The sequence below is a fragment of the Ruegeria sp. genome, from assembly GCF_028066395.1.
Classification (GTDB): Bacteria; Pseudomonadota; Alphaproteobacteria; order Rhodobacterales; family Rhodobacteraceae; genus Ruegeria.
In genome coordinates this window covers 1-23,694 of sequence record NZ_JALCBM010000052.1, presented here as the reverse complement: position 1 = coordinate 23,694, position 23,694 = coordinate 1, and the positions used below count along the sequence as shown (strand labels likewise).

Genomic DNA, 23,694 nt, shown 5'->3' with positions numbered 1-23,694 from the left:
CCCCGCGACACCCCATCCTCGGGCCAAGCTTGGTAAAGCATTCAAAGAAAAGAAGAAGATATGAGAGTTTTCGGCCTGATCCTGTCGCTTGCCGTTCTGGCCGCCTGCGACACCTCCCACACCCCCCGCCCCGCGCCGGTGGAAGAGCCTAAGAAATCCGGTATCTCGGTTTCGGGGTATGCGCGGGTTGGCGTTTCGACCGTGAACTGACGAAACGGCCTGAAAGCGCGCGGAATCCATTGATCCGCGCGGCGCTTTTGGTCTAAGCGCGCAGTCATGGATCACTTTCTCTACCGCGACGGCGCGCTTTACGCCGAGGATGTCCCCATCTCCGAAATCGCAGCCGCGGTCGGAACCCCGTTCTATGTCTATTCGACGGCAACCTTGCTGCGGCATTTCAAGCTGTTCGATGACGCGCTGGAAGGGACCGATCACCTTGTCTGCTACGCGATGAAGGCGGCCAGCAATCAGGCGATCCTGAAAACGCTGGCGCAGGCGGGTGCGGGGATGGATGTGGTCTCGGGCGGGGAATACCTGCGCGCCAAGGCGGCGGGCGTTCCCGGCGACAAGATCGTGTTCTCGGGCGTTGGCAAGACAGCGGATGAGATTCGCACTGCGCTGACCGGCGGCATCCGTCAGTTCAACGTGGAATCCGAGCCCGAGATGGAGGTGATCAACGCTGTCGCGCTGGAATTGGGCGTGATCGCGCCGATCACCGTGCGGGTGAACCCGGATGTGGACGCCAAGACCCACGCCAAGATCGCCACGGGCAAATCCGAGAACAAATTCGGCATTCCCATCGCGCGCGCCTCGGACGTTTACGCCCGCGCCGGCAGTCTGCCCGGATTGGAAGTGATCGGCATCGACGTCCACATAGGCTCGCAACTGACCGAGTTAGAGCCGTTTGAGCTAGCCTACACCAAGGTAGCGGAACTGACTGAACGTCTGCGGGCCGAGGGGCACAATATCCGTCGTCTTGATCTGGGCGGGGGTTTGGGCATTCCCTACACCCGCTCGAACGATGCGCCGCCTCTGCCGGTGGAATATGGCGCTTTGATCAAGAAAACGCTGGGCCATCTGGGTTGTGAGATCGAGATCGAACCGGGCCGCCTGATCGCGGGCAATGCGGGGCTAATGGTTTCGAAAGTGATCTATGTGAAATCCGGCGAGGATCGCGATTTCCTGATCCTCGATGGTGCGATGAACGACCTGATCCGCCCCGCGATGTACGAGGCGCACCATGATATCGTCGCCGTGCAGGAACCCGCGCCGGGCGTGGAACAGCGGCCTTATGACATTGTCGGTCCGGTTTGCGAATCCGGCGACACTTTCGCCAAACAACGCAACATGCCGCCCCTGCAGGCGGGCGATCTGATCGCCTTCCGCAGCGCCGGAGCCTATGGCGCGGTGATGGCCAGCGAGTACAACACCCGCCCTCTGATCCCCGAGGTTCTGGTGAACGGCGATCAATTCGCGGTTATTCGCGAACGCCCAAGCTTTGACGAAATCATAAACCGCGATACCATACCTTCGTGGCTTTGACGCGATAACCGCGCGGGCCCGAAGGACGGAGGCCCGCCTTGCGCGATAAAGTGAAACTGCCGATCCCAAGACTGTCCCTGTGGCTGACGCATGCAGGGATGCTGGCCGAGCAGGTCATGCGCGCCTTCTGGCCATTCTTTTCCATTCTGATGGCCGTTCTTGCGGCACTCATGCTGGGCCTGCACGATATCGTGCGCGTGGAAACCGTGTGGATCGCGGGCGCGGTGTCGCTGATCGCTCTGCTGGTTGCCACCGTGCATGGCGCGCGCCGGATGCATTTTCCCACCCGGACCGAGGCGTTGGCGCGGCTGGATGAAACCCTGCCGGGCCGCCCGATTCAGGCTCTGATGGACGATCAGGCTATCGGTGCGATGGATGCCGATTCGGTGGCCCTGTGGCAGGCGCACCAGACCCGCATGTCGGAACGGGCCGCGCAGGCCGAGCCGGTCAAACCCGATTTGCGTCTGGCCTCGCGCGATCCATACGCCCTGCGCTATGCCGCACTGCTGGCTTTGGTCGTCGCGGCGCTGTTCGGGTCCTTCTGGCGCATCGGGTCGGTTGCTGAAATGGCCCCCGGAACCGCCGTCGCCGGGCAAGGCCCTACATGGGAAGGCTGGGTCGAGCCGCCGCGTTACACCGGCTTGCCGACACTCTATCTGGCGGATCAGGACGGGCCGGTGCTGAACGTCCCGCAGGGCAGCCGCATCACATTGCGATTCTATGGTGAGGTCGGGGCGCATAGCCTGACCGAAAACACCTCGGCCACTGGTGCCGAGGCAGCGACCGAGCCGGAACAGGATTTTGTCGCCGACCGCTCGGGCCAGTTGAAAATTGAAGGTCCGGCCGGGCGGGATTGGGCGGTCGATATCGTCTCGGACTCCAGCCCGCAGGTTTCGGTGGCAGGAATGGCCGAGGCCGAGGCGGGCGGTCAGATGAAGCTGCCCTATGCGGCCAGCGATGATTACGGCATCGTCTCGGGCACGGCGCGGATCGAACTGGATCTGGCCTCAGTCGATCGCCGCTATGGTCTGGCGACCGACCCGGAGCCGCGCGAAGGGATCACCGTTGATCTGCCGATGCCGATCACGGGCGAACGCACCGATTTCACCGAAGACCTGATCGAAGATTTCTCGCAGCATCCTTGGGCCCATCTGCCGGTTCGGATCACGCTGACGGCGCAGGATGCGGCGGATCAGCAATCCTCGTCGGAACCCTATATGACCCGTTTACCCGCCCGCCGGTTCTTTGACCCGCTGGCGGCGGCGGTGATCGAACAGCGCCGAGACTTGCTGTGGGCGCGGGACAATGCGCTGCGTGTATCGCAGGTTCTGCGGGCGGTCTCGCACCTGCCCGAAGAACTGTTCCGCTCGGAAACCGCCTATCTGCGCCTGCGCGTCACCCTGCGCCGGTTAGAGGCGTTCGATGAATATGGTCTGAAGCCCGAACAGCAGGCCGAGATTGCACAGGCGCTGTGGGATTTGGCCATTCTGATCGAAGACGGCACGCTGGCCGATGCGCTGGAACGGATGCGCCGCGCGCAGGAGCGGCTGACCGAGGCGATGCAGAACGGTGCCAGCGAGGAAGAGATCGCGGAGCTGATGCAGGAACTGCGCGAAGCCACTCAGGATTACCTGCAACAGCTGCAGCGTCTGGCCGAACAAAACGGTGAAGGCAACCAGAACCAGCAGGGCCAGAACGGCGAATCCCTGCAGATGACGCAGGACGACCTGCAACGCATGATGGACCGCATTCAGGAATTGATGGAACAGGGCCGCATGGCCGAGGCGCAACAGGCGCTGGAAGAGTTCCAGCAGATGATGGAAAACATGCGCGTCACCCAAGGGCAGGGCCAAGGCGGCCAGTCCGAAGGTCAGCAGGCCATGGAAGAGCTGGCTGAAACCCTGCGCGAACAGCAGGGCCTTAGCGATCAGGCGTTCCGCGATTTGCAGGAACAGTTCAACCCCGGGTCCCGGTCAGGCGAAAGCCAGGGCAATGAGGGTCGCAGCGGCGGTCAGGGCCGGGGGCAAAGCCACGAAGGGCAGGGCGGTCAGAACCAGCAGGGCGAAGATGGCCGGCAGGGTGGCGGCGGCTCGCTTGCGGACCGGCAACAGGCGCTGCGCGATGAGTTGGGGCGCCAACAGCAGAACCTGCCCGGCAGTGGTACACCCGAAGGCGATGCCGCGCGCGAGGCGCTGGATCGGGCTGGTCGTGCGATGAATGAGGCCGAAGAGGCCCTGCGCGGCGATGATCTGGCCGAGGCCATCGACCGCCAGTCCGAAGCGATGGAGGCCCTGCGCGAAGGCATGCGGTCCCTGGGCGAGGCACTGGCCCAAAACCAGCAGAACCAGCCCGGACAAGGCACGCAGGATGGCGACATGCAGGCCCAGAACCGCGACCCGTTGGGGCGCAATCCGGGCGCGGCCGGGTCGATCTCGACCGAGGATGACCTGTTGCAGGGAGAAGACGTCTATCGCCGTGCGCGCGAATTGCTGGACGAAATCCGCCGCCGCACCGGCGAAACGGATCGTCCGCAACTGGAACTGGAATACCTCAAACGCCTGCTTGAGCGGTTCTGAGGGGCCTTACTGGCCCCCGCCGCTGGTCTGCGCCTCAAGCCACAGACGGGCCTGATCGATCATTGAGACATAGGATTGCAGCACCGGTTCGGCCTGCGGCACCGCTTGGCTGATCTGCGCGGCATTTCCGTAGATCAGGATCAGAACAACGCCCAGAATCACGATTAGGGAAAACCCGCGCAGGAACCCGCCGGATTTGCGCGTGGGTGGCGCGGTTTCGGCGGTCATGGGAGTTTCATCGCTGCGCAGGCCGGAATTGATCGCCTCGACATCCGGTAGAACGTCCTTGCGGCTGACCTCGGCGGTTTCGGTCGCGGCGGGACGCTTGGGCTCAACCTTGGGTTCTGCCGGCGGGTCCAGTGCGAAATCCGGCTGGCTTTCCAGACTGCCCCCTTCCTTGGCGCGCAGATCAGCCTCGCGCGCGGCCTCTTCCTGCAGGATATTGGCTACGGCGGGATCGACATTTCCAGTGTCGGGCGCGGCTTCGGGGGCCTCATCACCCTCGGGCTTGGCCTCTTCCTCGGGCGCATCTGGCGCGGGGGTTTCCTCAGCCGGTTCCGGGGGTGTATCGGGTGCAGGCTCAGCCGCGGCAGGTTCGGGCTGAGTGTCAGGGTCCTTGGACTGAAACCAGGTCTGCTCGCAATTGGAACATTGCACATCGCGCCCACCTTCGGGGATCACGTCGTCTGGCACCTGGTATTGGGCACTGCAATTCGGACATGTAAGTCGCATTCTGCCTCCTGGCCTGCCTGTCGGCCTGAAACTCGTTTTTTCAGGAATTATATTCCGTTAAACCCCATCGGCAAAGCGTGTTTTCGGTTTCACGGGGATTTGCACCCTGTAGAGGCATTGAAACCACGGCCACACTGAGGCAAGACAGCAGCAGAACAAAGGGGACGGGCGTGATCGAGCTGGAGAATGTCAGCTACAGCTATGGCGGTGGAGAGCTGCTGAGCGACGTATCGCTGCACCTGCAGCCGGGCTCGTTCCATTTCCTGACCGGCCCTTCGGGGTCGGGCAAGACCACGCTGCTGAAACTGTGCTATGGCGCGTTGTTGCCCACATCCGGACGGCTGAGCGTGTTTGACGAGGATGTCGCGCGGCTGGACCGGGACCAGATGGCCCTGCTGCGCCGTCGTATTGGTGTGGTGCATCAGGATTGCCAGTTTCTGGATCATATGACGCTGGCCGAGAACGTGGCGCTGCCGATGATGGTCTCGGGACGCGGGGCCGAGGCCGAACAGAACAACCTGACCGAGCTTCTGGGATGGGTCGGGCTTGGCGCACGGCTGGAGTCGCACCCGCCCGAACTGTCGGGTGGTGAACGTCAGCGCGCGGCACTGGCACGGGCGGTGATCCTGTCGCCGGATGTGGTTCTGGCGGATGAACCCACCGGCAATGTGGATTGGGAGATGTCGCAACGCCTGCTGCATCTGCTGATCGAGCTGAACCGGATGGGCAAGACCGTCCTGATCGCCACCCATGATCTGAGCCTGATCCGCGCCGCCAAAAGTCAGGTACAGGCGCGCGTGCTGCGGATTTCGCAACGCCGGTTGCAGCTTGCGGGGGCCGATCTATGAGCAAGGGCGACATCCGCAACCTGCTGCGCCGCGACAGCCGCGCCGACCGCGTGGTGCCACCCACCGGCTTCACCGCGCAGCTGACCTTGTTCGTATCAGGTGCGATGGCGTTTCTGGCGGTCTTTGCACTGGCGCTGTCACTGGCCTCGGGGCGGTTGGCGGATCGCTGGGCCTCGGAACTGGCAGGGGCGGCGACCTTGCGGATCAACGCCCCGGCGGAACAACGCGCGGCCCAGACCGAGGCGGCGTTAAACGTGCTGAGCCAAACGCCGGGCGTCGCCTCGGCCCGCGCCCTGAGCGCCGAGGAACAGGCGGCCCTGCTGGCCCCGTGGTTTGGCCCCGACCTGCCGCTGGACACGCTGCCGATCCCGCAGCTGATCGAGATCACCGAAGGCGAGCCGGGGCTGGACGCCATCGGCCTGCGCCTGCGTCTGGGGGCCGAGGTGCCGGGAGCGGTGCTGGATGATCATTCCAGATGGCGCGAACCTTTGGTCGATGCGGCCAATTCCCTGCGCAGGCTCGGTTGGATTTCGATCCTACTGATCGGCGGGGCCACGGCGGCCATGATCACGCTTGCCGCCAATGCCTCACTTGCCGCCAACGCTCAGATAATCGAGGTTCTGCGGCTGGTCGGTGCCCGGGACCGGTTCATCGCCGGGGCCTTTGTGCGCCGCTTCACCTTTCGCGCCCTGTTCGGGGCGGCTGTGGGGACCCTGCTGGGCATGTCCGGGGTGTTGCTGCTGCCCGAAGCCTCGGACGCGGGAGGATTCCTGACCGGGCTTGGTTTTCAGGGCGCTGGGTGGTTGCTGCCGATGCTGATCCCACTGCTGGGGGCAACCGTTGCCTTTCTGGCCACCTGGTCTGCCGCCCGCCGTAAATTGAAGGAGCTTTCGTGATGTTCATGGCCCTGCAATGGCTCCGCTCGCTGATCTTCATGATCACGATCTACGTCTGGATGCTGATCCTCGGGCTGGTCTTTGCCCCCTATGCGCTGTTTTCCAAACGCGGGGCGCTGCGGGCCTGCAAGACCTATGCGCGCACGACCCGCTGGCTGGCGCGCTGGATGGTCGGGATCCGGTCCGAGGTGCGCGGACCAGTGCCCACGGGCGAGGTGGTAATTGGTGCCAAACACCAGTCCTTTCTGGACATCATCATGATCTTCGACGCCATCCCCCACGGCAAATTCATCATGAAGCGGGAACTGTTGTGGACCCCGATCATCGGCATGTATGCCCGCAGGCTGGGCTGCATCCCCGTCAATCGCGGCAAAAAGGGTGCCGCTGTTGCCAAAATGGTCAAGGACGTGTCGCGCGAGTTCTCGGAACCCGGACAGTTGGTGATCTATCCGCAAGGCACCCGCGTCGCGCCGGGGGTCAGCAAACCTTACAAGGTGGGCACGGCCGTGCTGTACGAGGGTCTGGGTTTTCCCTGTGTTCCGGCAGCCACCAATGTGGGGGTGTTCTGGCCCCGCACCGGTATTTTGCGCAAACCCGGGCTGGCGATTGTCGAATTTCTGGACCCGATCGAGCCCGGCGTTGACCGCAAGGATTTTCTGGAGCGTCTTGAGCAGATGATCGAGACACGCTCGAACGATTTGATGCGAGAAACAGGATTTGACCCCGATGGAGTTCATTGAAGACATCCCCGCGCTTGAGGCACTTTATGGCACACCCGGCACCCCGGCCCTGCGCAAGGTCGCGCACCGGCTGACACCGCTTTACCGCAAATGGATCATGGCCTCGCGCCTGTGCGTCCTCAGCACCATTGGGCCCGAAGGGGTGGACGGCAGCCCACGCGGCGATGATGGCCCGGTGGTGTTGGAACTAGACCCCGGTACGCTGGCTTTGCCCGATTGGCGCGGCAACAACCGGCTGGACAGTCTGCGCAACATTGTCCGCGACCCGCGTGTGTCATTGATGTTTTTCGTACCCGGGTCCAACACTGTGGTCCGCCTGAACGGAACCGCGAAGCTGACCGCAGATGAGGTCTTAAGGTCCCGGTTCGAAAAACATGGCAAACGACCGGCGACAGTGATCGTCATTCAGATCGGGGAAATCTACACCCAATGCGCCCGCGCCCTGATGCGGGCGGGGACATGGACCAGCGGCGATGAAAGCGCCGGTCTGCCAAGCGCCGGGGAAATCCTGGCCGAGATGACCAAGGGGGAGGAGGGCGGCACCCTATACGACTCCGAATGGGGTGCGCGGGCGGCCAAAACCATGTGGTAAGGGGGCTCTGCCCCCGCCGCGGCAAGCCGCGACTCCCCCGGGATACTTAGAGCCAGATGAAGAATGGATCCCTTGCTTCATCTGGCTAAAAATATCCCGGAGCGCGAGGCAGAGCCTCGCATCCTTCGGGTCGTGTTAACGCTGGCCTAGGAATGTATCGGCCCGGCGCCACAGGCCAGTGCCGCCTCGCGCACGGCTTCGGAATAAGTCGGGTGGGCGTGGCACGTCAGCGCCAGATCCTCGGCCGAGGCGCCGAATTCCATTGCCACGCAGACCTCGTGGATCAGATCGCCCGCCGCTGGGCCGATGATATGGGCGCCCAGGATGCGATCAGTGTCTTTGTCAGCCAGAATCTTGACGAAACCATCGGCGGCGAAGTTCGCTTTGGCGCGGCCGTTGCCCATGAACATGAACTTGCCGATCTTATAGGCGCGGCCCTGCTCCTTGAGGGTTTCTTCGGTCTCGCCCACATTGGCGACTTCGGGCCAAGTGTAGATGACACCGGGAATGACGCCATAGTTCACATGGCCATGCTTGCCCGCGACCTGCTCGGCAGCAGCCATGCCCTCATCCTCGGCCTTGTGGGCCAGCATCGGGCCTTCGGTGACATCACCGATGGCATAGATGCCGGGCACGTTGGTCTGCCAGTCGTGGCCCACCTTGATCTGACCGCGCGGTGTCATCTCGACCCCCAGGGCCTCAAGCCCCAGACCGTCCGAGAACGGTTTGCGCCCGGTGGCGACCAGAACGGCATCGGCGTCAATCACATGTTCGCTGTCATCCTTGCGCAGCTTGTAGGTCACTTTCGCCTTGGTCTTGGTGGCTTCGGTCTTTTGCACCGCGGCCCCCATGACGAATTTCAGGCCCTGTTTCTTGAGAATGCGCTGGAACGTCTTCTGCACCTCGGGATCCATGCCCGGCGTGATCACGTCAAGGAATTCGATCACCGTCACCTCGGCCCCAAGCCGTTGATAGACCGAGCCCAATTCCAACCCGATCACCCCCGCGCCGATGACGACCATCTTCTTCGGGATTTTGCCCAGCGACAGCGCCCCGGTCGAGGTCACCACGACCTTTTCATCCACCTCAACCCCGGGCAGTGAGGACGGCTCGGACCCCGATGCGATAATGATGTTCTTGGCCTCGTGCAGCTCATCACCCACCTTGACCTGACCGGCGGCAGGGATCGAGCCCCAGCCTTTCAGCCAATCGATCTTGTTCTTCTTGAACAGGAATTCGATGCCCTTGGTGTTGCCGTCGATCACCTCATCCTTGTAGGCCTGCATCTGCTTCCAATCGACCGAGGGGCTTTTGCCCTTCAGGCCCATCTTGGCAAAGTTATGCTCGGCCTCATGCAACTGGTGCGATGCGTGCAGCAAGGCTTTGGATGGGATGCAGCCCACGTTCAGGCAGGTGCCGCCCAGCGAATCCCGCCCTTCGACCACGGCGGTTTTCAGCCCCAGCTGGGCACAACGGATGGCGCAGACATAGCCGCCGGGGCCGGCGCCGATTACGATGACGTCATAGTTTGCCATGAAGGGTCTCCTTGAGGATTCGGGCTGTCACCGGGAGGACACCGATGAGCAGGTTGCAGGGCGGCGCCGATCACAACAGCACCGCCAGAAGCATGAGGGTTGTGGCCAGGAATCCGGTAAACCAGATCACGCTGCGCCAGGGTCTGAGGCCATAGTAATAGGCCGGGATGTAAAGGATACGCGCGCCCAGGTAGATCCATGCGCAGGCGGTTGTGACGGGGCCGGTTTTGTCCGCAAGGGTGACTGCGATGCAGGCGATTGCAAACAGGATCAGCCCTTCGAAATGGTTGTTCATGGCGCGGTATAGCCGCGCCGTCCCTTCCGACAGCTGATCCTCTAGCGAGCCGCCCAGACGTGCACGGTCGCGGGCGGACATGGTCTTTCCCGGCCCCAGTTCCAGATTGGCCGGGATGGCCATCAGGGCGAACTGAACGACCTGCAGCAAAGCTGCCAGGGTCAGGGCCGTGAGTTCCGGAGTCATACGGGCTCCAGCAGCTTGACCTGAATATGGGCCACGCCGCCGCGTTCGTGATGCATGGCAAGCTCTTCCGAGTCAAAGAACTTGCGTGCACGATCAAGATCCGCAACCTCGAACATCGCCACCGCGTGGTCGCGCTGATCGGGGTCCTTCCAGACGTGGAGATCGCGGATGCCCGAAGCCTCGCGCATCTTCCGGTCTTCGCGGAAGACTTGCAGCCACGCGTTGAAATCGGCCACATCGGCCTGCCAGAGTACATGGGTCGCCATGATTACAGATCCATCAACAGGCGGCGCGGATCTTCCAACGCCTCTTTCACACGGACAAGGAAGGTCACGGCACCTTTGCCGTCAACGATCCGGTGATCATAGGACAGGGCCAGATACATCATCGGACGGATCTTAATCTCGCCATTGATGACCATCGGACGGTCCTGGATCTTGTGCATGCCCAGAATGCCCGATTGTGGCGGGTTCAGGATCGGTGAGGACATCAGCGAGCCGTAGACGCCACCGTTCGAGATGGTGAAGGTGCCGCCCTGCATCTCGGCCATGGACAGCTTGCCATCACGGGCGCGCTTGCCTTTTTCGGCGATGGCTTTCTCGATCGCGGCAAAGGACATCGTATCGGCATCGCGGATGACCGGAACCACCAGACCTTGCGGCGTACCGGCGGCAACGCCCATGTGGACGAAGTTCTTATAGACGATGTCGGTGCCGTCGATCTCGGCATTGACCTCGGGCACCTCTTTCAGCGCGTGACAGCAGGCTTTGGTGAAGAAGGACATAAAGCCCAGCTTTACGCCGTGCTTTTTCTGGAAAAGCTCTTTGTATTCGTTGCGTAGGGCCATCACCTCAGTCATGTCCACCTCATTATAGGTGGTCAGGATGGCGGCGGTGTTCTGCGCGTCCTTCAGGCGCTTGGCGATGGTCTGGCGCAGACGGGTCATGCGCACGCGTTCCTCGCGGCCTGCATCCTCGGCGGCGACAGGCGCGCGCGGGGCTTGGGCAGCGGGGGCGGGCACAGCCGCCGCAGGCGCTGGGGCCGAGGCCGTTGCAACAGCTTTTGCCACGTCTTCCTTCATGATGCGGCCATCGCGACCCGTGCCGGTGACCTGATCGGCAGACAGCCCGGCCTCGGCCATGGCTTTTTCCGCAGACGGGGCGTTTGCAACATCCTTGCCGCCGCCATCACTGCCACCTGTCACCGGTGCAGCTACCGGAGCCGCAGCGGCACCCGCTGCCGCGCCCGAGATGACGGCCAGTTTCGCGCTGGCGTCCACGGTTGCGCCCTCGGCGGCCACGATCTCGGCCAACACGCCAGCGGCGGGTGAGGGGACCTCGACCGAGACCTTGTCGGTTTCCAATTCGCACAGCATCTCATCCTGCGCGACGGCGTCGCCGACCTGTTTGAACCATGTGGACACGGTGGCTTCGGTCACGGATTCGCCCAAGGTGGGGACCATCACATCAACGCTGGCTGCGCCGGGATTGCCGGTATCGGTGCCTGCGGGTTTTGCTGCTGGGGCAGGCGCAGGTGCCGCGCCTTCACCGGCTGCGATGGTGGCCAGCAGGGCATCCACCCCAACCGTTTCACCTTCGGCAGCCACAATCTCGCCCATCACGCCCGCGGCAGGTGAGGGGACCTCGACCGTGACCTTGTCGGTTTCAAGCTCACACAGCATTTCATCCACGGCCACGGCGTCACCGGGTTTCTTGAACCAAGTGGCAACCGTGGCTTCGGTCACCGATTCGCCAAGCGTGGGAACACGAACTTCAATCGTCATCGTTTACTTTCCTTCGAGGCTCAGCGCTTCGTTAACCAGCGCTTCTTGTTGGGCTTTGTGTTGGCTGGCCAGACCCGTCGCGGGCGAGGCCGAGGTGGCGCGGCCGACATAGCGCGGCCTTGTATGCGTGGCACCGATGCGGGTCAGGACCCATTCGATATTCGGCTCGATAAAGGTCCACGCCCCCTGGTTCTTGGGCTCTTCCTGACACCAGATCATGTCCGCGCCCTTGAAACGCTCAAGCTCATTGATCAGGGAATGGGCCGGGAAGGGATAGAATTGCTCGATCCGCATCAGATAGACGTCATCGATCCCGCGCGCATCACGTTCTTCCAGCAGGTCGTAGTAGACTTTGCCCGAGCACATGACCACGCGCTTGATCTTGTCATCGGCAACCAGATTGGTGTCCGAGTTGCCTTTCTGCGCATCATCCCACAGCACCCGGTGGAAGCTGGAGCCGGTGGTGAAATCCTCGGCCTCGCTGATGGCCAGCTTGTGGCGCAGCAGTGATTTCGGGGTCACCAGGATCAGCGGCTTGCGGAAGGTGCGGTGCAGCTGTCGGCGCAGGATGTGGAAATAGTTTGCGGGCGTCGTACAGTTCGCGACGATCCAGTTGTCCTGACCGCACATCTGCAGGAAACGCTCCAGACGGGCCGAGCTGTGTTCCGGCCCTTGCCCTTCGAACCCGTGCGGCAGCAGGGTGACCAGACCGGACATCCGCAGCCATTTGCTTTCGCCCGAGCTGATGAACTGATCGAACATGATCTGCGCGCCATTGGCGAAATCGCCAAACTGCGCCTCCCACAGGGTCAGTGCGTTGGGTTCGGCCAGCGAGAAGCCGTATTCAAAACCCAGCACCGCATATTCGGACAGCATCGAGTCGATCACTTCGTAATGCGACTGCCCTGCGCGAATGTTGTTGAGCGGGTAATACCGTTCCTCGGTTTCCTGATGGACAAAGCCGGAATGCCGTTGGCTGAACGTGCCGCGTGTGGCGTCCTGACCGGACAGGCGCACTGGATAGCCTTCGCTCAGCAATGAGCCGAAGGCCAGCGCCTCACCCGTGGCCCAGTCGAAACCCTTGCCGGTTTCGAACATCTGTTTCTTGTGATCCAGAAGGCGGGTGACGGTCTTGTGGACGGCGAATTCGGCGGGGGCGTGGCTCAGGGCCTTGCCGACCTCGGCCAGTGTTTCCGCCGTGATCGCGGTTTCGCCGCGCATGTATTCGTCTTTGTTCTTGTCCAGATGCGACCAACGCCCGTCCAGCCAATCGGCCTTGTTGGGCTTGTAGTCCTTTCCGGCCTCGAACTCGTCATTCAGATGCGCCTGGAAGGCGGCCTTCATATCCTCGATCTCGCCCTCGGGGATCAGACCGTCCTTGACCAGCCGTTCGGTATACAGCGACAGGGTGGTCTTATGGGTCTTGATCCGCTTGTACATGATCGGGTTGGTGAACATGGGCTCATCGCCCTCATTATGTCCGAACCGGCGATAGCAGAAGATATCCAGCACAACGTCCTTGTGGAACTTTTGCCGGAACTCGGTCGCAACCTTGGCCGCATGCACCACCGCCTCGGGGTCGTCGCCGTTGACGTGGAAGATCGGCGCCTCGACCATCAGGGCGATGTCGGTCGGGTAGGGGGACGAGCGGCTGAAATGCGGCGCGGTGGTAAAGCCGATCTGGTTGTTCACCACGATATGCATCGTGCCCCCGGTCTTGTGCCCTTTCAGACCCGACAGGCCGAACCCTTCGGCCACCACGCCCTGTCCGGCAAAGGCTGCATCGCCGTGCAGCAGGATGGCCATGACCTTGGTGCGGTCTTCGTCGTGCAACTGATCCTGCTTGGCGCGCACCTTGCCCAGAACCACCGGGTTCACCGCCTCAAGGTGGCTGGGGTTTGCGGTCAGCGACAGGTGGACTGAATTGCCGTCGAACTCTCGGTCACTGGACGCGCCGAGGTGGTATTTCACGTCGCCCGAGCCATCTACATCCTCGGGCTTGAAGCTGCCGCCCTGGAATTCATTGAAAATGGCGCGATAGGGTTTGCCCATCACATTGGCCAGAATGTTCAGACGCCCGCGGTGCGGCATGCCGATGACGATGTCACTGACACCCAGCGCGCCACCGCGCTTGATGATCTGTTCCATCGCCGGGATCAGGCTTTCACCGCCATCCAGACCGAACCGCTTGGTGCCCATGTATTTGACATGCAGGAATTTCTCGAACCCCTCGGCCTCGACCATCTTGTTCAGGATTGCCTTGCGGCCCTCCTTGGTGAAGGCGATTTCCTTGCCATAGCCTTCGATCCGCTCCTTCAGCCACGCGGCTTGCTCGGGATCCGAGATATGCATGTATTGCAGCGCAAAAGTGCCGCAATAAGTCCGCTTCACGATCTCGACGATCTGCCGCATGCTGGCCATCTGCAGACCCAGCACGTTGTCGATAAAGATCGGACGATCCATGTCGGCATCGGTGAAGCCATAGGTCTTTGGGTCCAGCTCGGGGTGGTTGGTGGCGGCGCGCATGCCCAGCGGGTCCAGATCAGCGGCCAGATGGCCCCGGATGCGGTAGGCCCGGATCAGCATCAGCGCCCGCAAACTGTCCAGCACCGCGCGCTTGATCTGATCTTCGCTGACCGCGACACCTGTGGCCTCGGCCTGATCCTTGATCTTCTTGCCCGCCGCTTTGGCGTCAATCTCGGCCCATTCCCCGGTCAGCGCGCCGGTCAGGTCATCCGTCGGCATCGGAGGCCAGTCGGTCCGTGCCCAGGACGGCCCCTCAGCCTCGCGCTGCACATCCGGCGTGGCATCGCCCATCGCCCTGAAGAACTCGACCCAGGCGGCATCCACTGCGCCGGGGTCCTTGGTGTACTGGGCGTATAACTGCTCCAGATACTCGGCATTGTGCCCCTGCATGAAGCTGGAGGCATGAAACTGGTCGTTTGGGCTGTGTTCGGTCATTGGGCTACCTCATATGGGTTGGGACCGTATTGGTTGGTGCCGTGGTCGGATTTTCTGGAGAGAAAGAAGAGGCCAATAGCCACCGCGATCAAAAGGGCAAAAGCACTGATTTGCCAGGGCAATACAAAGAACGAAGCTATGATCAGAGCGAGCAGAGCGAAAAAACCCAAGCCTCGCCAACCGGATGTACCGATGTCGTGCAGACGACGTGTCAACGCGGCAATGAACGGCACCAATGTGGTCAAGGTAAACAAGTTCTCTAGCCAGTGCGCTTCGGTGCTGAGGTAGAAATTCAGTCCGATTTTAACACTAATTGTCCCATTTCCGCTTTGAACATAGGATTGGATCAAACTGCTAATGACGGCCAGGAAGAGTACAAACCACCAAAATTCCGACCGCGAGGCGCGACCCGAAAACGTGTAGTACTTTGTAAAGCAGGTCTTGACCGCTTCGCCTAGATTCATGCGCCTACCTCATACGGGTTGGGACCATATTTGTTGGCGCCCGGTTGGCTGGGGCGAGACAGCCACCACAGCACCAGAAGCGGTGACACAAACAGGATCAGTAGTGTCGGAACAACGATCAGCACGGTGGCGCGGGTGAACAGGATGTCCAGCGTGCCGCCGTGGAACTGGCTGGCAAGGCCAATGCCGAAGATCAGCACCGCCAGCGCACCGAGGATCAGCAGGATCGGCAGCAAGGCATAAAGCCCGCTGCGCCCGGTATCATGCATCCGCCGCCAGGCGACGGCCAGATGCGGGAAAAAGACGATCAGGCTGACAATGCTTTGCACCGGTTGCGAGGACGTGGCGGCGACGGATTTGGATGTTTCAGTCTCAGTCACAGTGACCTGAGTGAAGAACTGCGCGTCGATGATCCCGGCGAGGATGCTCCAGATCACGATGAATAGGAAAAAGAACCAGTATTCAGGCCGCGAGGCACGGCCCGAGAAAGTGAAGAACTTGGAGAAACAGGTGCGGATGGCGTCAGAGAAGGTCATGGTCTAGATCATCCACAAACAATGCCAGCACGCTGATGGGCTCGCAACTTGTCGAAAAATGTGGGCTCCATTTCTGATACGGCAGGTGTGTAGCCGCAAAGTTGCATGCCGAAGGCAAACAATTGATCCGAAGATATCAGGTTTGGATCATAGGACACGATATTCGGATCACTCGGGAAATCGACCAGCACAACTCTGATCCCGTCTAGTGCGTTTTCTTGGGTCACGCGTTCCGGAAACGATAGCCCCCAATATGATAACGCAAGAAACCCGCCTAAGAAGCAGCAAAACAAAGATATGACTCGGAGAACCTTCACTTCGAACTCCTTGCTCGGCGGGTACCGCCGGGCAGCGCCCGACCCGCCCCCCAGGGCGGGCGCTTCTCGCCCACCCTCGGGTCGGGCGCTGCCCTCAGTTTTGAGATCAGCGCCTGCACCATCTTACCCAATCGCTTCCAGCACAGCCTCACCCAACTGGGCGGGGCTTTCGGCCACGACGATACCGGCCGAGCGCATGGCTTCGATCTTGTCCTCGGCGCCGCCCTTGCCGCCGGCGACGATCGCGCCCGCGTGGCCCATGCGGCGGCCCGGAGGGGCTGTGCGGCCCGCGATGAAACCGGCTGTCGGTTTCTTGCGACCTTTCTTGGCCTCATCTGCCAGAAACTGCGCGGCTTCTTCCTCGGCCGAGCCGCCGATTTCGCCGATCATGATGATCGAGTGGGTCTCGTCATCTGCCAGGAACCATTCCAGCACGTCGATATGCTCGGTGCCTTTGATCGGGTCGCCGCCGATGCCCACGCAGGTGGACTGGCCCAGACCCACATCGGTGGTCTGCTTCACGGCCTCATAAGTCAGCGTCCCCGAACGCGAGACAACACCGACCGAGCCGCGCTTGTGGATGTGGCCGGGCATGATGCCGATTTTGCAGGCATCCGGCGTGATGACACCGGGGCAGTTCGGGCCGATCAGGCGCGAGTTCGAGCCTTCCAGCGCGCGCTTCACCTTCATCATGTCCAGAACCGGGATGCCTTCGGTGATGGCCACGATCACCTCCATCTCGGCATCGATTGCCTCAAGGATCGAATCTGCGGCGAAGGGCGGCGGCACGTAGATCACGCTGGCATTGGCCTCGGTCACGTGCTTGGCCTCGTGGACCGAGTTGAACACGGGCAGGCCCAGATGCTCCATCCCGCCTTTGCCGGGGGTCACGCCGCCGACCATCTTGGTGCCATAGGCGATGGCCTGTTCCGAATGGAATGTGCCCTGCGAGCCGGTAAAGCCCTGACAGATGACCTTGGTGTTTTCGTCGATGAGGACTGCCATTTTGTCCCTTTCCTATTGATGTGTCGGATTGGCCCGATCGACCGTCTCGGGGATCGGGTCAGCCAGGGTTGTGTTCTGATATTCAACGCGCCGCATCCGGGCCTTGCCCGAGAGAAAGTGAAACAGGTGCAGAGGGACCGCGCGCAGTTCCGCCCATCCGCGTCTGAGTTTTTGCCGCCGGTAAGCCGCGCCGCTGGGCCGGGTGCGCCCGCCGAGCATCGACAGTTCGCCCTCGGGCGCGTTGCCCTGCCTGACCAGCGCGGGTGAGACCTGATGCGGGTTCAACTCGACCGCCAGACGGGACACGAGCGGGTTGAACAGCAACTGGTCGATGGGAACATCGAAAGGCCGCGCATCCAGCAGCCTGCGGGCACCCTCACGGGTCACGATGTATCCCGCCGACCCGGGGTTTCTGGACAGCATCGGCGTGACGTCACGCCCCAGATGCGCCGTGGGTCGCGTTCCCAGCATGACCCGCAGGCTGTTGCTGACCCAGAATTCCAGATTGACGAGATCGCAGCCCTGCGGCCACCAGTTCAGATCGCTGAGCCACAGTTTCAGTTCGGGCGAGAGGAAAACATCATCCTCCAGAATGACCGCATGGTCGTCATCGCCTTGCAGAAACTGCTCCCACACAAGCGCGTGGCTCATGGTGCAGGCCATGTTGCCCAGATGGAAGACGCCCCAGGGCCCCTCGGCCTGACAGCTTTGCAGCAGAACGTCCTTGGGTGTTTCCTTGGCGTCGATCGCATCGACAATGACCGCGTCGATACCGGCCTCTGCCAGCGTTTCGAGCATCAAGACGCGGCGTTTCTCAGCGCGGGGCAGGGATATGAGGTAGGTTGTGACGGTCATTGGTTTTTCTGGAGTCGGAGCCTTTGATGTTTCAAGAAGCCGCGAGCTTTGAACCGGGAAAGCCCTGACAGATCACTTTGGTGTTTTCGCCGATGAGGACTGCCATTTGGCGTTCTCCTTAGAATTGGTGGGTATCCCCCGCTGACACTCGTTTGCGAAGGCGAGTGTGATTTCGCCTTACTTTTGAGCATCAGTCGTAGATGTATTCGGAAACCTCTTCTCGAGTTGCGGGCTTAGAGATCAAAACGATGTGACGAATTTGACCACTTTTTTGCTGAACCTCGTACGTCATTACGCTGCCGTTTCTGAGATGATACGCATAGGCGAACCTAGAACTTGGGAACTTTTCGCGGGGTTTGCCGCCGGTCCGTTTCGTTGCTTCTCGAAAGAACATTGCGCCAATTTCCGAGCTGTCTGCCGATCCCAGAAACCCGACACCGCATGCTGATTTGTCGCCGATATCTGCCGACGTAACAGTCAACAGTTTTTCACCCGGCGCTTTGTATGCTGTTAACCCTCCTTTTTGCCTAGCAGGGGTCAGGTCACGTTTTTTGACAACGTTTTGGAAGCCATTAAAGTTGGGGAGCGTCTCTAAGCAAGCTTCAGAAAACATCTGAACCGGTTGATTGGTTTCAGACAGAGTAAAAGATGCTGCTTCGATCCTTTCTGGAGAGGGAGCGCAGCCAACCAAGGCAACGGCGCATGCCAGAACACAAGCTTTGATGTGAACTTTCACGAACTTACCCTTTAACCGCCTTCACAATCTTCTCAGCCCCATCCTTCAAGTTGTCCGCCGCGATCACGTCCAAACCGGATGTGTTGATGATCTCTTTACCCTTCTCGACATTCGTGCCTTCCAGACGCACCACCAGAGGCACTTTCAGGCCGACCTCTTTCACGGCGGCGACAACGCCCTCGGCGATGACGTCACAGCGCATGATGCCGCCGAAGATATTGACCAGAATGCCTTTGACGTTCGGGTCCGAGGTGATGATCTTGAACGCCTCGGTCACTTTCTCTTTGGTGGCACCGCCGCCCACGTCGAGGAAGTTGGCAGGCTCGGCACCATAGAGCTTGATGATGTCCATCGTCGCCATCGCCAGACCTGCGCCGTTGACCATGCAGCCGATCTCACCATCCAGCGCGATGTAGTTCAGGTCGTACTTGGAGGCTTCCAGCTCCTTGGGGTCTTCTTCGGTCGTGTCGCGCAGTTCGGCGATGTCGGGATGGCGGTAGACCGCGTTGCCGTCGAAACCGACCTTAGCGTCCAGCACTTTCAGGTCGCCGCTGTCCGAGACGATCAGCGGGTTGATCTCCAGCATCTCCATATCTTTCTCGACGAAGGCGTTATAGAGCTGGTTCATCAGCTTGACGCATTGCTTGACCTGCGCGCCTTCAAGACCCAGCGAGAACGCGATGCGGCGGCCGTGATACGCCTGATAGCCTGTCGCAGGATCGACCGAGAAGGACAGGATTTTCTCGGGCGTAGCAGCCGCCACCTCTTCGATGTCCATGCCGCCTTCGGTCGAGCAGACAAACGAGATGCGGCTGGTCTGGCGATCCACCAGCAGGGCCAGGTACAATTCGCGTTCGATGCCAGAACCGGCCTCGATATAGATGCGGTTGACCTGTTTGCCTGCGGGGCCGGTCTGATGGGTGACCAGTGTGCGGCCCAACATCTTCTTGGCTTCCTCTGCGGCTTCTTCCACCGATTTCGTCAGACGGACACCGCCCTTTTCACCGGCGTCAGCCTCTTTGAACGAACCCTTGCCGCGGCCACCTGCGTGGATCTGCGCCTTGACGACCCAGAGCGGGCCGTCCAGCTCACCGGCGGCGGTTTTGGCTTCCTCGGCGCGCAGAACGGCGCGACCGTCGGAGACCGGAGCACCATAACTGCGAAGAAGAGCTTTGGCCTGATATTCGTGAATGTTCATCGAAACTGTCCCGTCTGACTGCGATTAAACCGTTATAGGGGTGTCTAGCGGGCAAGTTTAAAGGCTTTTTTGATAAGGAAGCACTTTTTCACGAAGATTTTCAGTATTTGTGATCACAGCATTTTAGGGTGTGATCACAAACTGACCTGATGGGAGAGTTCGATTCGAGAAGAGTTGATGACCTCAAGAAAACACATTCACAAAAGGCATTTGCGACTGTTTACGCCAACATTGTGTGACCACGGTTGCGGTTGTGTTGGGAGACATCAAAAAGAAAACCGGCCCAGTGATGGGCCGGTTTCCAGAAGTTCAGAATGTGACTTAGGCCAGCGAGCTGTCGATGCCCTTGCAGGCCTCGATCAGGCCCTTCACGGCGTTGACCGAGTTGTCGAAACCGGCCTGCTCTTCTTCGTTGAGCTTGATGTTGACGACCCGTTCGATGCCACCGGCACCGATCACGGTGGGCACGCCCACATACATGCCGCTGACGCCCAGTTCGCCATCGCAATAGGCGGCGCAGGGCAGGACGCGTTTCTGGTCTTTCAGATAGGCCTCGGCCATTTCGATCGCCGAAGTCGCAGGCGCGTAGAAGGCCGAGCCGGTTTTCAGCAGGCCAACGATCTCGGCACCACCATCACGGGTGCGCTGCACGATAGCGTCCAGTTTCTCCTGCGTGGTCCAGCCCATCTCGACCAGATCGGGCAGCGGGATACCGGCGACGGTCGAATAACGAACCGACGGCACCATGGTGTCGCCGTGGCCACCCAGAACGAACGCTGTCACGTCGCGCATCGAGACGTTGAACTCTTCCGACAAGAAATGCGCAAAACGGCCCGAATCCAGAACGCCCGCCATGCCGCAGACCTTGTTGTGCGGCAGGCCCGAGAATTCACGCAGGGCCCAGACCATCGCGTCCAGCGGGTTGGTGATGCAGATCACGAACGCATCAGGTGCGTTGGCGGCAATGCCTTCGCCGACCGATTTCATGACCTTCAGGTTGATGCCCAGCAGGTCGTCGCGGCTCATCCCCGGTTTGCGGGGGACACCGGCGGTCACGATGCAGACGTCGGCGCCTGCGATGTCCTCATAGGACTGGGTGCCTTTCAGCTTGGCGTCGAACCCTTCCGAGGGGCCGGATTCGGCGATATCCAGCGCCTTGCCTTCCGGGGTGCCCTCGGCGATGTCGAACAGCACGACGTCACCAAGTTCTTTCATTGCTGCGAGGTGGGCGAGCGTGCCGCCGATCTGACCTGCGCCGATCAGCGCGATCTTGGGTCTGGCCATTAGGAAAATCTCCGATGGGTTTTGAAATCGCGGTTTTGCTAGTCGCTAATTGGGTCTCGCGCAAGGGCCGAGCAGCGCGGCATGCGACCGCATACCGTTTGCCACGTGCGATCCGGGTGCGTTAAACAGCCTGCGAATCAAGCCGTTTTCGGGATCGCCGCATGTTCGAACTGAACCTGATGTTTTTTGCCGTCGCGATCCCTGCCGTCATCTTTGCCGGGATTTCCAAGGGCGGGTTCGGGTCGGGCGTGGCCTTTGCGTCCTCATCGATTCTGGCGCTGATTTTGGAACCGGGGCAGGCGCTTGCCCTGATGCTGCCGATCCTGATGGTGATCGACGTGGCCACGCTGGGCCCTTATTGGAAGCGTTGGAGCTGGCCGGATTCGCGCCTGTTGATGCTGGGGGCAGTACCCGGTGTGGCGCTGGGCGCGTGGCTTTATCGCGCCACGAATGACGATCTGCTGCGGTTGCTGATCGGGGGCATCTCTGTCGGCTTTGTGATCTGGCATCTGGGGCAGAGCCGGGGCTGGGTGCGCGGTTTCGCCAACCGTCTGCCGCCTTCTGCCGGGGTGTTTGCCGGGGTTGTTGCAGGGTTCACCAGCTTTGTCAGCCATGCGGGTGGTCCCCCGGCTGCCGTTTATCTGCTGTCGCAACGCCTGTCGAAGACCGAGTTCCAGGCCAGCACGGTGCTGGTGTTCTGGGTCATCAACATCACCAAATTCGTGCCTTATGCCTATCTTGGCCTGTTCACCTGGCACACGGCCTGGGCCGATCTCCTGCTGACGCCCTTCGCGATTCTAGGGGCTTGGCTGGGCGTCCGGGCGCATTTCATGCTGTCCGAACGCCTGTTCTTTGGTATCGCCTATGTGCTGCTGATCCTGACCGGCAGCAAACTGATCTGGGATGCGCTGACCTAGGTGTTGGGCGGCAGGGCTTCGGCCATCGCCTCGTATGACTGGCCCGAGGCGACAAGGCAGGTCATCCCGTCCGGCATGGTCACCGTGATCGTCCAGCTTCCGGTCTGGTCCGAGGCATAGATCTCCATCACCGCACCCTGCCGCGCGATGCCGATGCCCCGGCGCGTTTCGCCATAGGTCTCAGCCAGCTGCTTCACCACGTCGTCACGCGGTGCGCAATTGCGGGCCTGCACCTGTTGCGCGGCCAGAACCATGATGCCCAAGCCCATTGTCATGTTGAACAGCGTCTTCTTCATCTCTCACCCCTTTCGATTCCATCTGGTGATCAGGGTGCGGGGCAGGGACCGAAATCCGGTTAAGGCAACGCACGTTGCGGCACTTCAGGGGGAAATGCTGCAGTGCGGCGATTTTAGGCTTGAACTTTACGGTAAAAAATGCCCCATTCCGCGCAACTTTATTTCAATGGGAGAGGCCAATGGACCCCCGTCAGCGCCCCTATCGTTCGGTTCTGTACATCCCCGGCTCGCGTGATCGGGCGCTGGACAAGGCCCGGACCCTGCCGGTGGACGCGATCATCTTTGACCTCGAAGATGCCGTGGCCGCCGATGAAAAGGACAACGCGCGCGAAACGCTGAAGGCGGCGTTGGCCGCGGGTGGCTATGGCGCGCGGGTCAAGATCGTTCGGATCAACGGGCTGGACACCGAATGGGGTCGCGCCGATGCCGAGGCGGTGCGCGAGATGGGCGCGGATGTGGTCCTGCTGCCCAAGGTGAACGCGGCCGCTGATGTGGATGCGCTGGCCGCGATCACCGGCGATCTGCCGATCTGGGCGATGATGGAGACGCCGCGCGGGATGCTGAACGCGGCGGAAATCGCGGCCCATCCGCTGATGGCCGGGTTTGTCATGGGCACCAACGATCTGGCCAAGGAATTGCAGACCCGGTTCCGCCCGGATCGCCTGCCGTTGATGACCTCGCTTGGCCTGTGCCTGCTGGCCGCCAAGGCCGAGGGGCTGATCATCATCGATGGTGTCTACAATGCGTTCAAGGATGAGGATGGCCTGGCAGCCGAATGCGCGCAGGGCCGCGATATGGGCTTTGACGGCAAGACCCTGATCCACCCGGCGCAGGTCGAAATCACCAACGCGGCCTATGCGCCCTCGGAGGCCGAGATCGACCTGGCCCGCCGTCAGATCTCCGCCTTTGAAGAGACCGAGGCACAAGGGCAGGGCGTTGCTGTCGTAGATGGCAAGATTGTTGAAAACCTGCATGTTGTAACGGCCCGTGAAATTCTGGCAAAAGCAGAGGCGATAACAGCTTTGCAAGCGGGGTAAGCCAGCAATGGGCTTTGTTCTTCTGATTCTGGGTGTGGCGCTTTGGTGGGCCGCACATCTGTTCAAACGCGTGATGCCGGAACGCCGTGCGGCGGTGGGCAAGGGTGCCATTGCGCTGGCGCTGGTGGCTGCGGTTCTGCTGATGATTTTCGGCTATCGCATGACCGACACGGTTTTTGTCTGGGCGCCGCCATCCTTCACCATCCACATCAACAACCTGCTGGTGCTGATCGCCATCTTCATGATGAGCCCCGCCGGAACCAAAGGCCGTCTGCTGAACAGGATGCGCCACCCGATGCTGGCCGGGTTCAAACTGTGGGCCTTTGCGCATCTGCTGGTGAATGGCGATCTGGCCTCGATCAT

24 protein-coding genes are annotated in these 23,694 nt (G+C 61.2%); 10 read left to right on the top strand and 14 right to left on the bottom strand.

The window, feature by feature from the left end:
- Window positions 1-60: 60 nt before the first annotated feature.
- From MPJ51_RS15655 to MPJ51_RS15645, 3 genes are all read left to right on the top strand, one after another.
- Complete coding sequence (locus tag MPJ51_RS15655; RefSeq protein WP_298388629.1) at window positions 61-210, top strand: hypothetical protein; 150 nt, start codon at window positions 61-63, stop codon at window positions 208-210.
- 66 nt (window positions 211-276) lie between these two features.
- Complete coding sequence (gene lysA / locus MPJ51_RS15650; RefSeq protein WP_298388628.1) at window positions 277-1,542, top strand: diaminopimelate decarboxylase; 1,266 nt, start codon at window positions 277-279, stop codon at window positions 1,540-1,542.
- A gap of 38 nt (window positions 1,543-1,580) precedes the next feature.
- Window positions 1,581-4,118: a TIGR02302 family protein gene (locus tag MPJ51_RS15645; protein WP_298388627.1), complete on the top strand. Its 2,538-nt coding sequence runs from the start codon at window positions 1,581-1,583 to the stop codon at window positions 4,116-4,118.
- A 6-nt stretch (window positions 4,119-4,124) separates the two neighbouring features.
- Here MPJ51_RS15645 and MPJ51_RS15640 read toward each other — a convergent pair whose 3' ends face one another.
- The gene (locus MPJ51_RS15640) at window positions 4,125-4,850 is read right to left on the bottom strand and encodes a zinc-ribbon domain-containing protein (RefSeq protein WP_298388626.1); all 726 of its coding nucleotides are present in this window, start codon (window positions 4,848-4,850) and stop codon (window positions 4,125-4,127) included.
- Between the two features lie 170 nt (window positions 4,851-5,020).
- Between MPJ51_RS15640 and MPJ51_RS15635 the strand changes: the two genes are divergently transcribed.
- From MPJ51_RS15635 to MPJ51_RS15620, 4 genes are read left to right on the top strand one after another with little or no spacing between them, the layout of a single operon-like run.
- Window positions 5,021-5,698 carry an ATP-binding cassette domain-containing protein gene (locus MPJ51_RS15635; protein WP_298388625.1) on the top strand — a complete coding sequence of 226 codons (678 nt, stop codon included), beginning with the start codon at window positions 5,021-5,023 and terminating at the stop codon, window positions 5,696-5,698.
- Window positions 5,695-6,594 (top strand): FtsX-like permease family protein, encoded by a 900-nt coding sequence (locus MPJ51_RS15630; RefSeq protein ID WP_298388624.1) that lies wholly within the window; start codon window positions 5,695-5,697, stop codon window positions 6,592-6,594. Before MPJ51_RS15635 ends, MPJ51_RS15630 begins: the two co-directional genes overlap by 4 nt.
- Window positions 6,594-7,334: a 1-acyl-sn-glycerol-3-phosphate acyltransferase gene (locus tag MPJ51_RS15625; protein WP_298388623.1), complete on the top strand. Its 741-nt coding sequence runs from the start codon at window positions 6,594-6,596 to the stop codon at window positions 7,332-7,334. Before MPJ51_RS15630 ends, MPJ51_RS15625 begins: the two co-directional genes overlap by 1 nt.
- Window positions 7,321-7,926, top strand: a complete 606-nt coding sequence (locus MPJ51_RS15620; RefSeq protein WP_298388622.1) for a pyridoxamine 5'-phosphate oxidase family protein — start codon at window positions 7,321-7,323, stop codon at window positions 7,924-7,926. Before MPJ51_RS15625 ends, MPJ51_RS15620 begins: the two co-directional genes overlap by 14 nt.
- A 146-nt stretch (window positions 7,927-8,072) precedes the next feature.
- Here MPJ51_RS15620 and lpdA read toward each other — a convergent pair whose 3' ends face one another.
- The 12 genes from lpdA to mdh all read right to left on the bottom strand — a co-directional run bounded on the left by lpdA (window position 8,073) and on the right by mdh (window position 21,081).
- Window positions 8,073-9,461 carry a dihydrolipoyl dehydrogenase gene (gene lpdA / locus MPJ51_RS15615; protein WP_298388621.1) on the bottom strand — a complete coding sequence of 463 codons (1,389 nt, stop codon included), beginning with the start codon at window positions 9,459-9,461 and terminating at the stop codon, window positions 8,073-8,075.
- A 70-nt stretch (window positions 9,462-9,531) separates the two neighbouring features.
- Window positions 9,532-9,942 carry an MAPEG family protein gene (locus tag MPJ51_RS15610; protein ID WP_298388620.1) on the bottom strand — a complete coding sequence of 137 codons (411 nt, stop codon included), beginning with the start codon at window positions 9,940-9,942 and terminating at the stop codon, window positions 9,532-9,534.
- Window positions 9,939-10,208: a hypothetical protein gene (locus tag MPJ51_RS15605; protein WP_298388619.1), complete on the bottom strand. Its 270-nt coding sequence runs from the start codon at window positions 10,206-10,208 to the stop codon at window positions 9,939-9,941. The genes MPJ51_RS15610 and MPJ51_RS15605 overlap by 4 nt, the downstream gene beginning before the upstream one ends.
- 2 nt (window positions 10,209-10,210) lie before the next feature.
- A complete protein-coding gene (gene odhB, locus MPJ51_RS15600) occupies window positions 10,211-11,725 on the bottom strand; it encodes a 2-oxoglutarate dehydrogenase complex dihydrolipoyllysine-residue succinyltransferase (protein ID WP_298388618.1) in 1,515 nt (504 codons plus the stop codon).
- Between the two features lie 3 nt (window positions 11,726-11,728).
- Complete coding sequence (locus MPJ51_RS15595; protein WP_298388617.1) at window positions 11,729-14,686, bottom strand: 2-oxoglutarate dehydrogenase E1 component; 2,958 nt, start codon at window positions 14,684-14,686, stop codon at window positions 11,729-11,731.
- A complete protein-coding gene (locus tag MPJ51_RS15590) occupies window positions 14,683-15,150 on the bottom strand; it encodes a DUF805 domain-containing protein (protein WP_298388616.1) in 468 nt (155 codons plus the stop codon). The genes MPJ51_RS15595 and MPJ51_RS15590 overlap by 4 nt, the downstream gene beginning before the upstream one ends.
- The gene (locus MPJ51_RS15585; protein ID WP_298388615.1) at window positions 15,147-15,686 is read right to left on the bottom strand and encodes a DUF805 domain-containing protein; all 540 of its coding nucleotides are present in this window, start codon (window positions 15,684-15,686) and stop codon (window positions 15,147-15,149) included. Before MPJ51_RS15585 ends, MPJ51_RS15590 begins: the two co-directional genes overlap by 4 nt.
- A 440-nt stretch (window positions 15,687-16,126) precedes the next feature.
- Window positions 16,127-17,008 carry a succinate--CoA ligase subunit alpha gene (sucD, locus tag MPJ51_RS15580; protein WP_298388614.1) on the bottom strand — a complete coding sequence of 294 codons (882 nt, stop codon included), beginning with the start codon at window positions 17,006-17,008 and terminating at the stop codon, window positions 16,127-16,129.
- 12 nt (window positions 17,009-17,020) lie between these two features.
- Window positions 17,021-17,863, bottom strand: a complete 843-nt coding sequence (locus tag MPJ51_RS15575; protein ID WP_298388613.1) for a glycosyltransferase family 25 protein — start codon at window positions 17,861-17,863, stop codon at window positions 17,021-17,023.
- A 190-nt stretch (window positions 17,864-18,053) separates the two neighbouring features.
- Window positions 18,054-18,599 carry a hypothetical protein gene (locus MPJ51_RS15570; protein WP_298388612.1) on the bottom strand — a complete coding sequence of 182 codons (546 nt, stop codon included), beginning with the start codon at window positions 18,597-18,599 and terminating at the stop codon, window positions 18,054-18,056.
- Window positions 18,600-18,603: 4 nt separating this feature from the next.
- On the bottom strand, window positions 18,604-19,797 hold the full coding sequence (gene sucC, locus MPJ51_RS15565) for an ADP-forming succinate--CoA ligase subunit beta (RefSeq protein WP_298388611.1): 1,194 nt from the start codon (window positions 19,795-19,797) through the stop codon (window positions 18,604-18,606).
- Window positions 19,798-20,118: 321 nt separating this feature from the next.
- Window positions 20,119-21,081, bottom strand: coding sequence for a malate dehydrogenase (mdh, locus tag MPJ51_RS15560; protein ID WP_298388610.1), 963 nt, complete (start codon window positions 21,079-21,081; stop codon window positions 20,119-20,121).
- Between the two features lie 161 nt (window positions 21,082-21,242).
- Here mdh and MPJ51_RS15555 point away from each other — a divergent pair, with 161 nt between their 5' ends.
- The gene (locus tag MPJ51_RS15555; RefSeq protein ID WP_298388609.1) at window positions 21,243-21,998 is read left to right on the top strand and encodes a sulfite exporter TauE/SafE family protein; all 756 of its coding nucleotides are present in this window, start codon (window positions 21,243-21,245) and stop codon (window positions 21,996-21,998) included.
- On the opposite strand, the gene MPJ51_RS15550 is transcribed toward MPJ51_RS15555, so the two are convergent.
- Window positions 21,995-22,294, bottom strand: a complete 300-nt coding sequence (locus MPJ51_RS15550) for a hypothetical protein (RefSeq protein ID WP_298388608.1) — start codon at window positions 22,292-22,294, stop codon at window positions 21,995-21,997. The two genes, MPJ51_RS15555 and MPJ51_RS15550, sit on opposite strands and share 4 nt — an antisense overlap.
- Window positions 22,295-22,473: 179 nt before the next feature.
- Between MPJ51_RS15550 and MPJ51_RS15545 the strand changes: the two genes are divergently transcribed.
- Together MPJ51_RS15545 and MPJ51_RS15540 are read left to right on the top strand one after the other, a co-directional pair.
- Window positions 22,474-23,331, top strand: a complete 858-nt coding sequence (locus tag MPJ51_RS15545; protein WP_298388607.1) for a CoA ester lyase — start codon at window positions 22,474-22,476, stop codon at window positions 23,329-23,331.
- Between the two features lie 7 nt (window positions 23,332-23,338).
- Window positions 23,339-23,694: NnrU family protein (locus MPJ51_RS15540; protein WP_298388606.1), on the top strand; the 356-nt coding region annotated here is incomplete at its 3' end.

Coding starts and splice junctions, on each gene's coding strand:
- MPJ51_RS15655 (WP_298388629.1), top strand. CDS start 61: ATGAGAGTTTTCGGCCTGATCCTGTCGCTTGCCGTTCTGGCCGCCTGC.
- lysA (WP_298388628.1), top strand. CDS start 277: ATGGATCACTTTCTCTACCGCGACGGCGCGCTTTACGCCGAGGATGTC.
- MPJ51_RS15640 (WP_298388626.1), bottom strand. CDS start 4,850: ATGCGACTTACATGTCCGAATTGCAGTGCCCAATACCAGGTGCCAGAC.
- MPJ51_RS15630 (WP_298388624.1), top strand. CDS start 5,695: ATGAGCAAGGGCGACATCCGCAACCTGCTGCGCCGCGACAGCCGCGCC.
- MPJ51_RS15625 (WP_298388623.1), top strand. CDS start 6,594: ATGTTCATGGCCCTGCAATGGCTCCGCTCGCTGATCTTCATGATCACG.
- MPJ51_RS15620 (WP_298388622.1), top strand. CDS start 7,321: ATGGAGTTCATTGAAGACATCCCCGCGCTTGAGGCACTTTATGGCACA.
- lpdA (WP_298388621.1), bottom strand. CDS start 9,461: ATGGCAAACTATGACGTCATCGTAATCGGCGCCGGCCCCGGCGGCTAT.
- MPJ51_RS15610 (WP_298388620.1), bottom strand. CDS start 9,942: ATGACTCCGGAACTCACGGCCCTGACCCTGGCAGCTTTGCTGCAGGTC.
- MPJ51_RS15605 (WP_298388619.1), bottom strand. CDS start 10,208: ATGGCGACCCATGTACTCTGGCAGGCCGATGTGGCCGATTTCAACGCG.
- odhB (WP_298388618.1), bottom strand. CDS start 11,725: ATGACGATTGAAGTTCGTGTTCCCACGCTTGGCGAATCGGTGACCGAA.
- MPJ51_RS15595 (WP_298388617.1), bottom strand. CDS start 14,686: ATGACCGAACACAGCCCAAACGACCAGTTTCATGCCTCCAGCTTCATG.
- MPJ51_RS15590 (WP_298388616.1), bottom strand. CDS start 15,150: ATGAATCTAGGCGAAGCGGTCAAGACCTGCTTTACAAAGTACTACACG.
- MPJ51_RS15585 (WP_298388615.1), bottom strand. CDS start 15,686: ATGACCTTCTCTGACGCCATCCGCACCTGTTTCTCCAAGTTCTTCACT.
- sucD (WP_298388614.1), bottom strand. CDS start 17,008: ATGGCAGTCCTCATCGACGAAAACACCAAGGTCATCTGTCAGGGCTTT.
- MPJ51_RS15575 (WP_298388613.1), bottom strand. CDS start 17,863: ATGACCGTCACAACCTACCTCATATCCCTGCCCCGCGCTGAGAAACGC.
- sucC (WP_298388611.1), bottom strand. CDS start 19,797: ATGAACATTCACGAATATCAGGCCAAAGCTCTTCTTCGCAGTTATGGT.
- mdh (WP_298388610.1), bottom strand. CDS start 21,081: ATGGCCAGACCCAAGATCGCGCTGATCGGCGCAGGTCAGATCGGCGGC.
- MPJ51_RS15555 (WP_298388609.1), top strand. CDS start 21,243: ATGTTCGAACTGAACCTGATGTTTTTTGCCGTCGCGATCCCTGCCGTC.
- MPJ51_RS15550 (WP_298388608.1), bottom strand. CDS start 22,294: ATGAAGAAGACGCTGTTCAACATGACAATGGGCTTGGGCATCATGGTT.
- MPJ51_RS15545 (WP_298388607.1), top strand. CDS start 22,474: ATGGACCCCCGTCAGCGCCCCTATCGTTCGGTTCTGTACATCCCCGGC.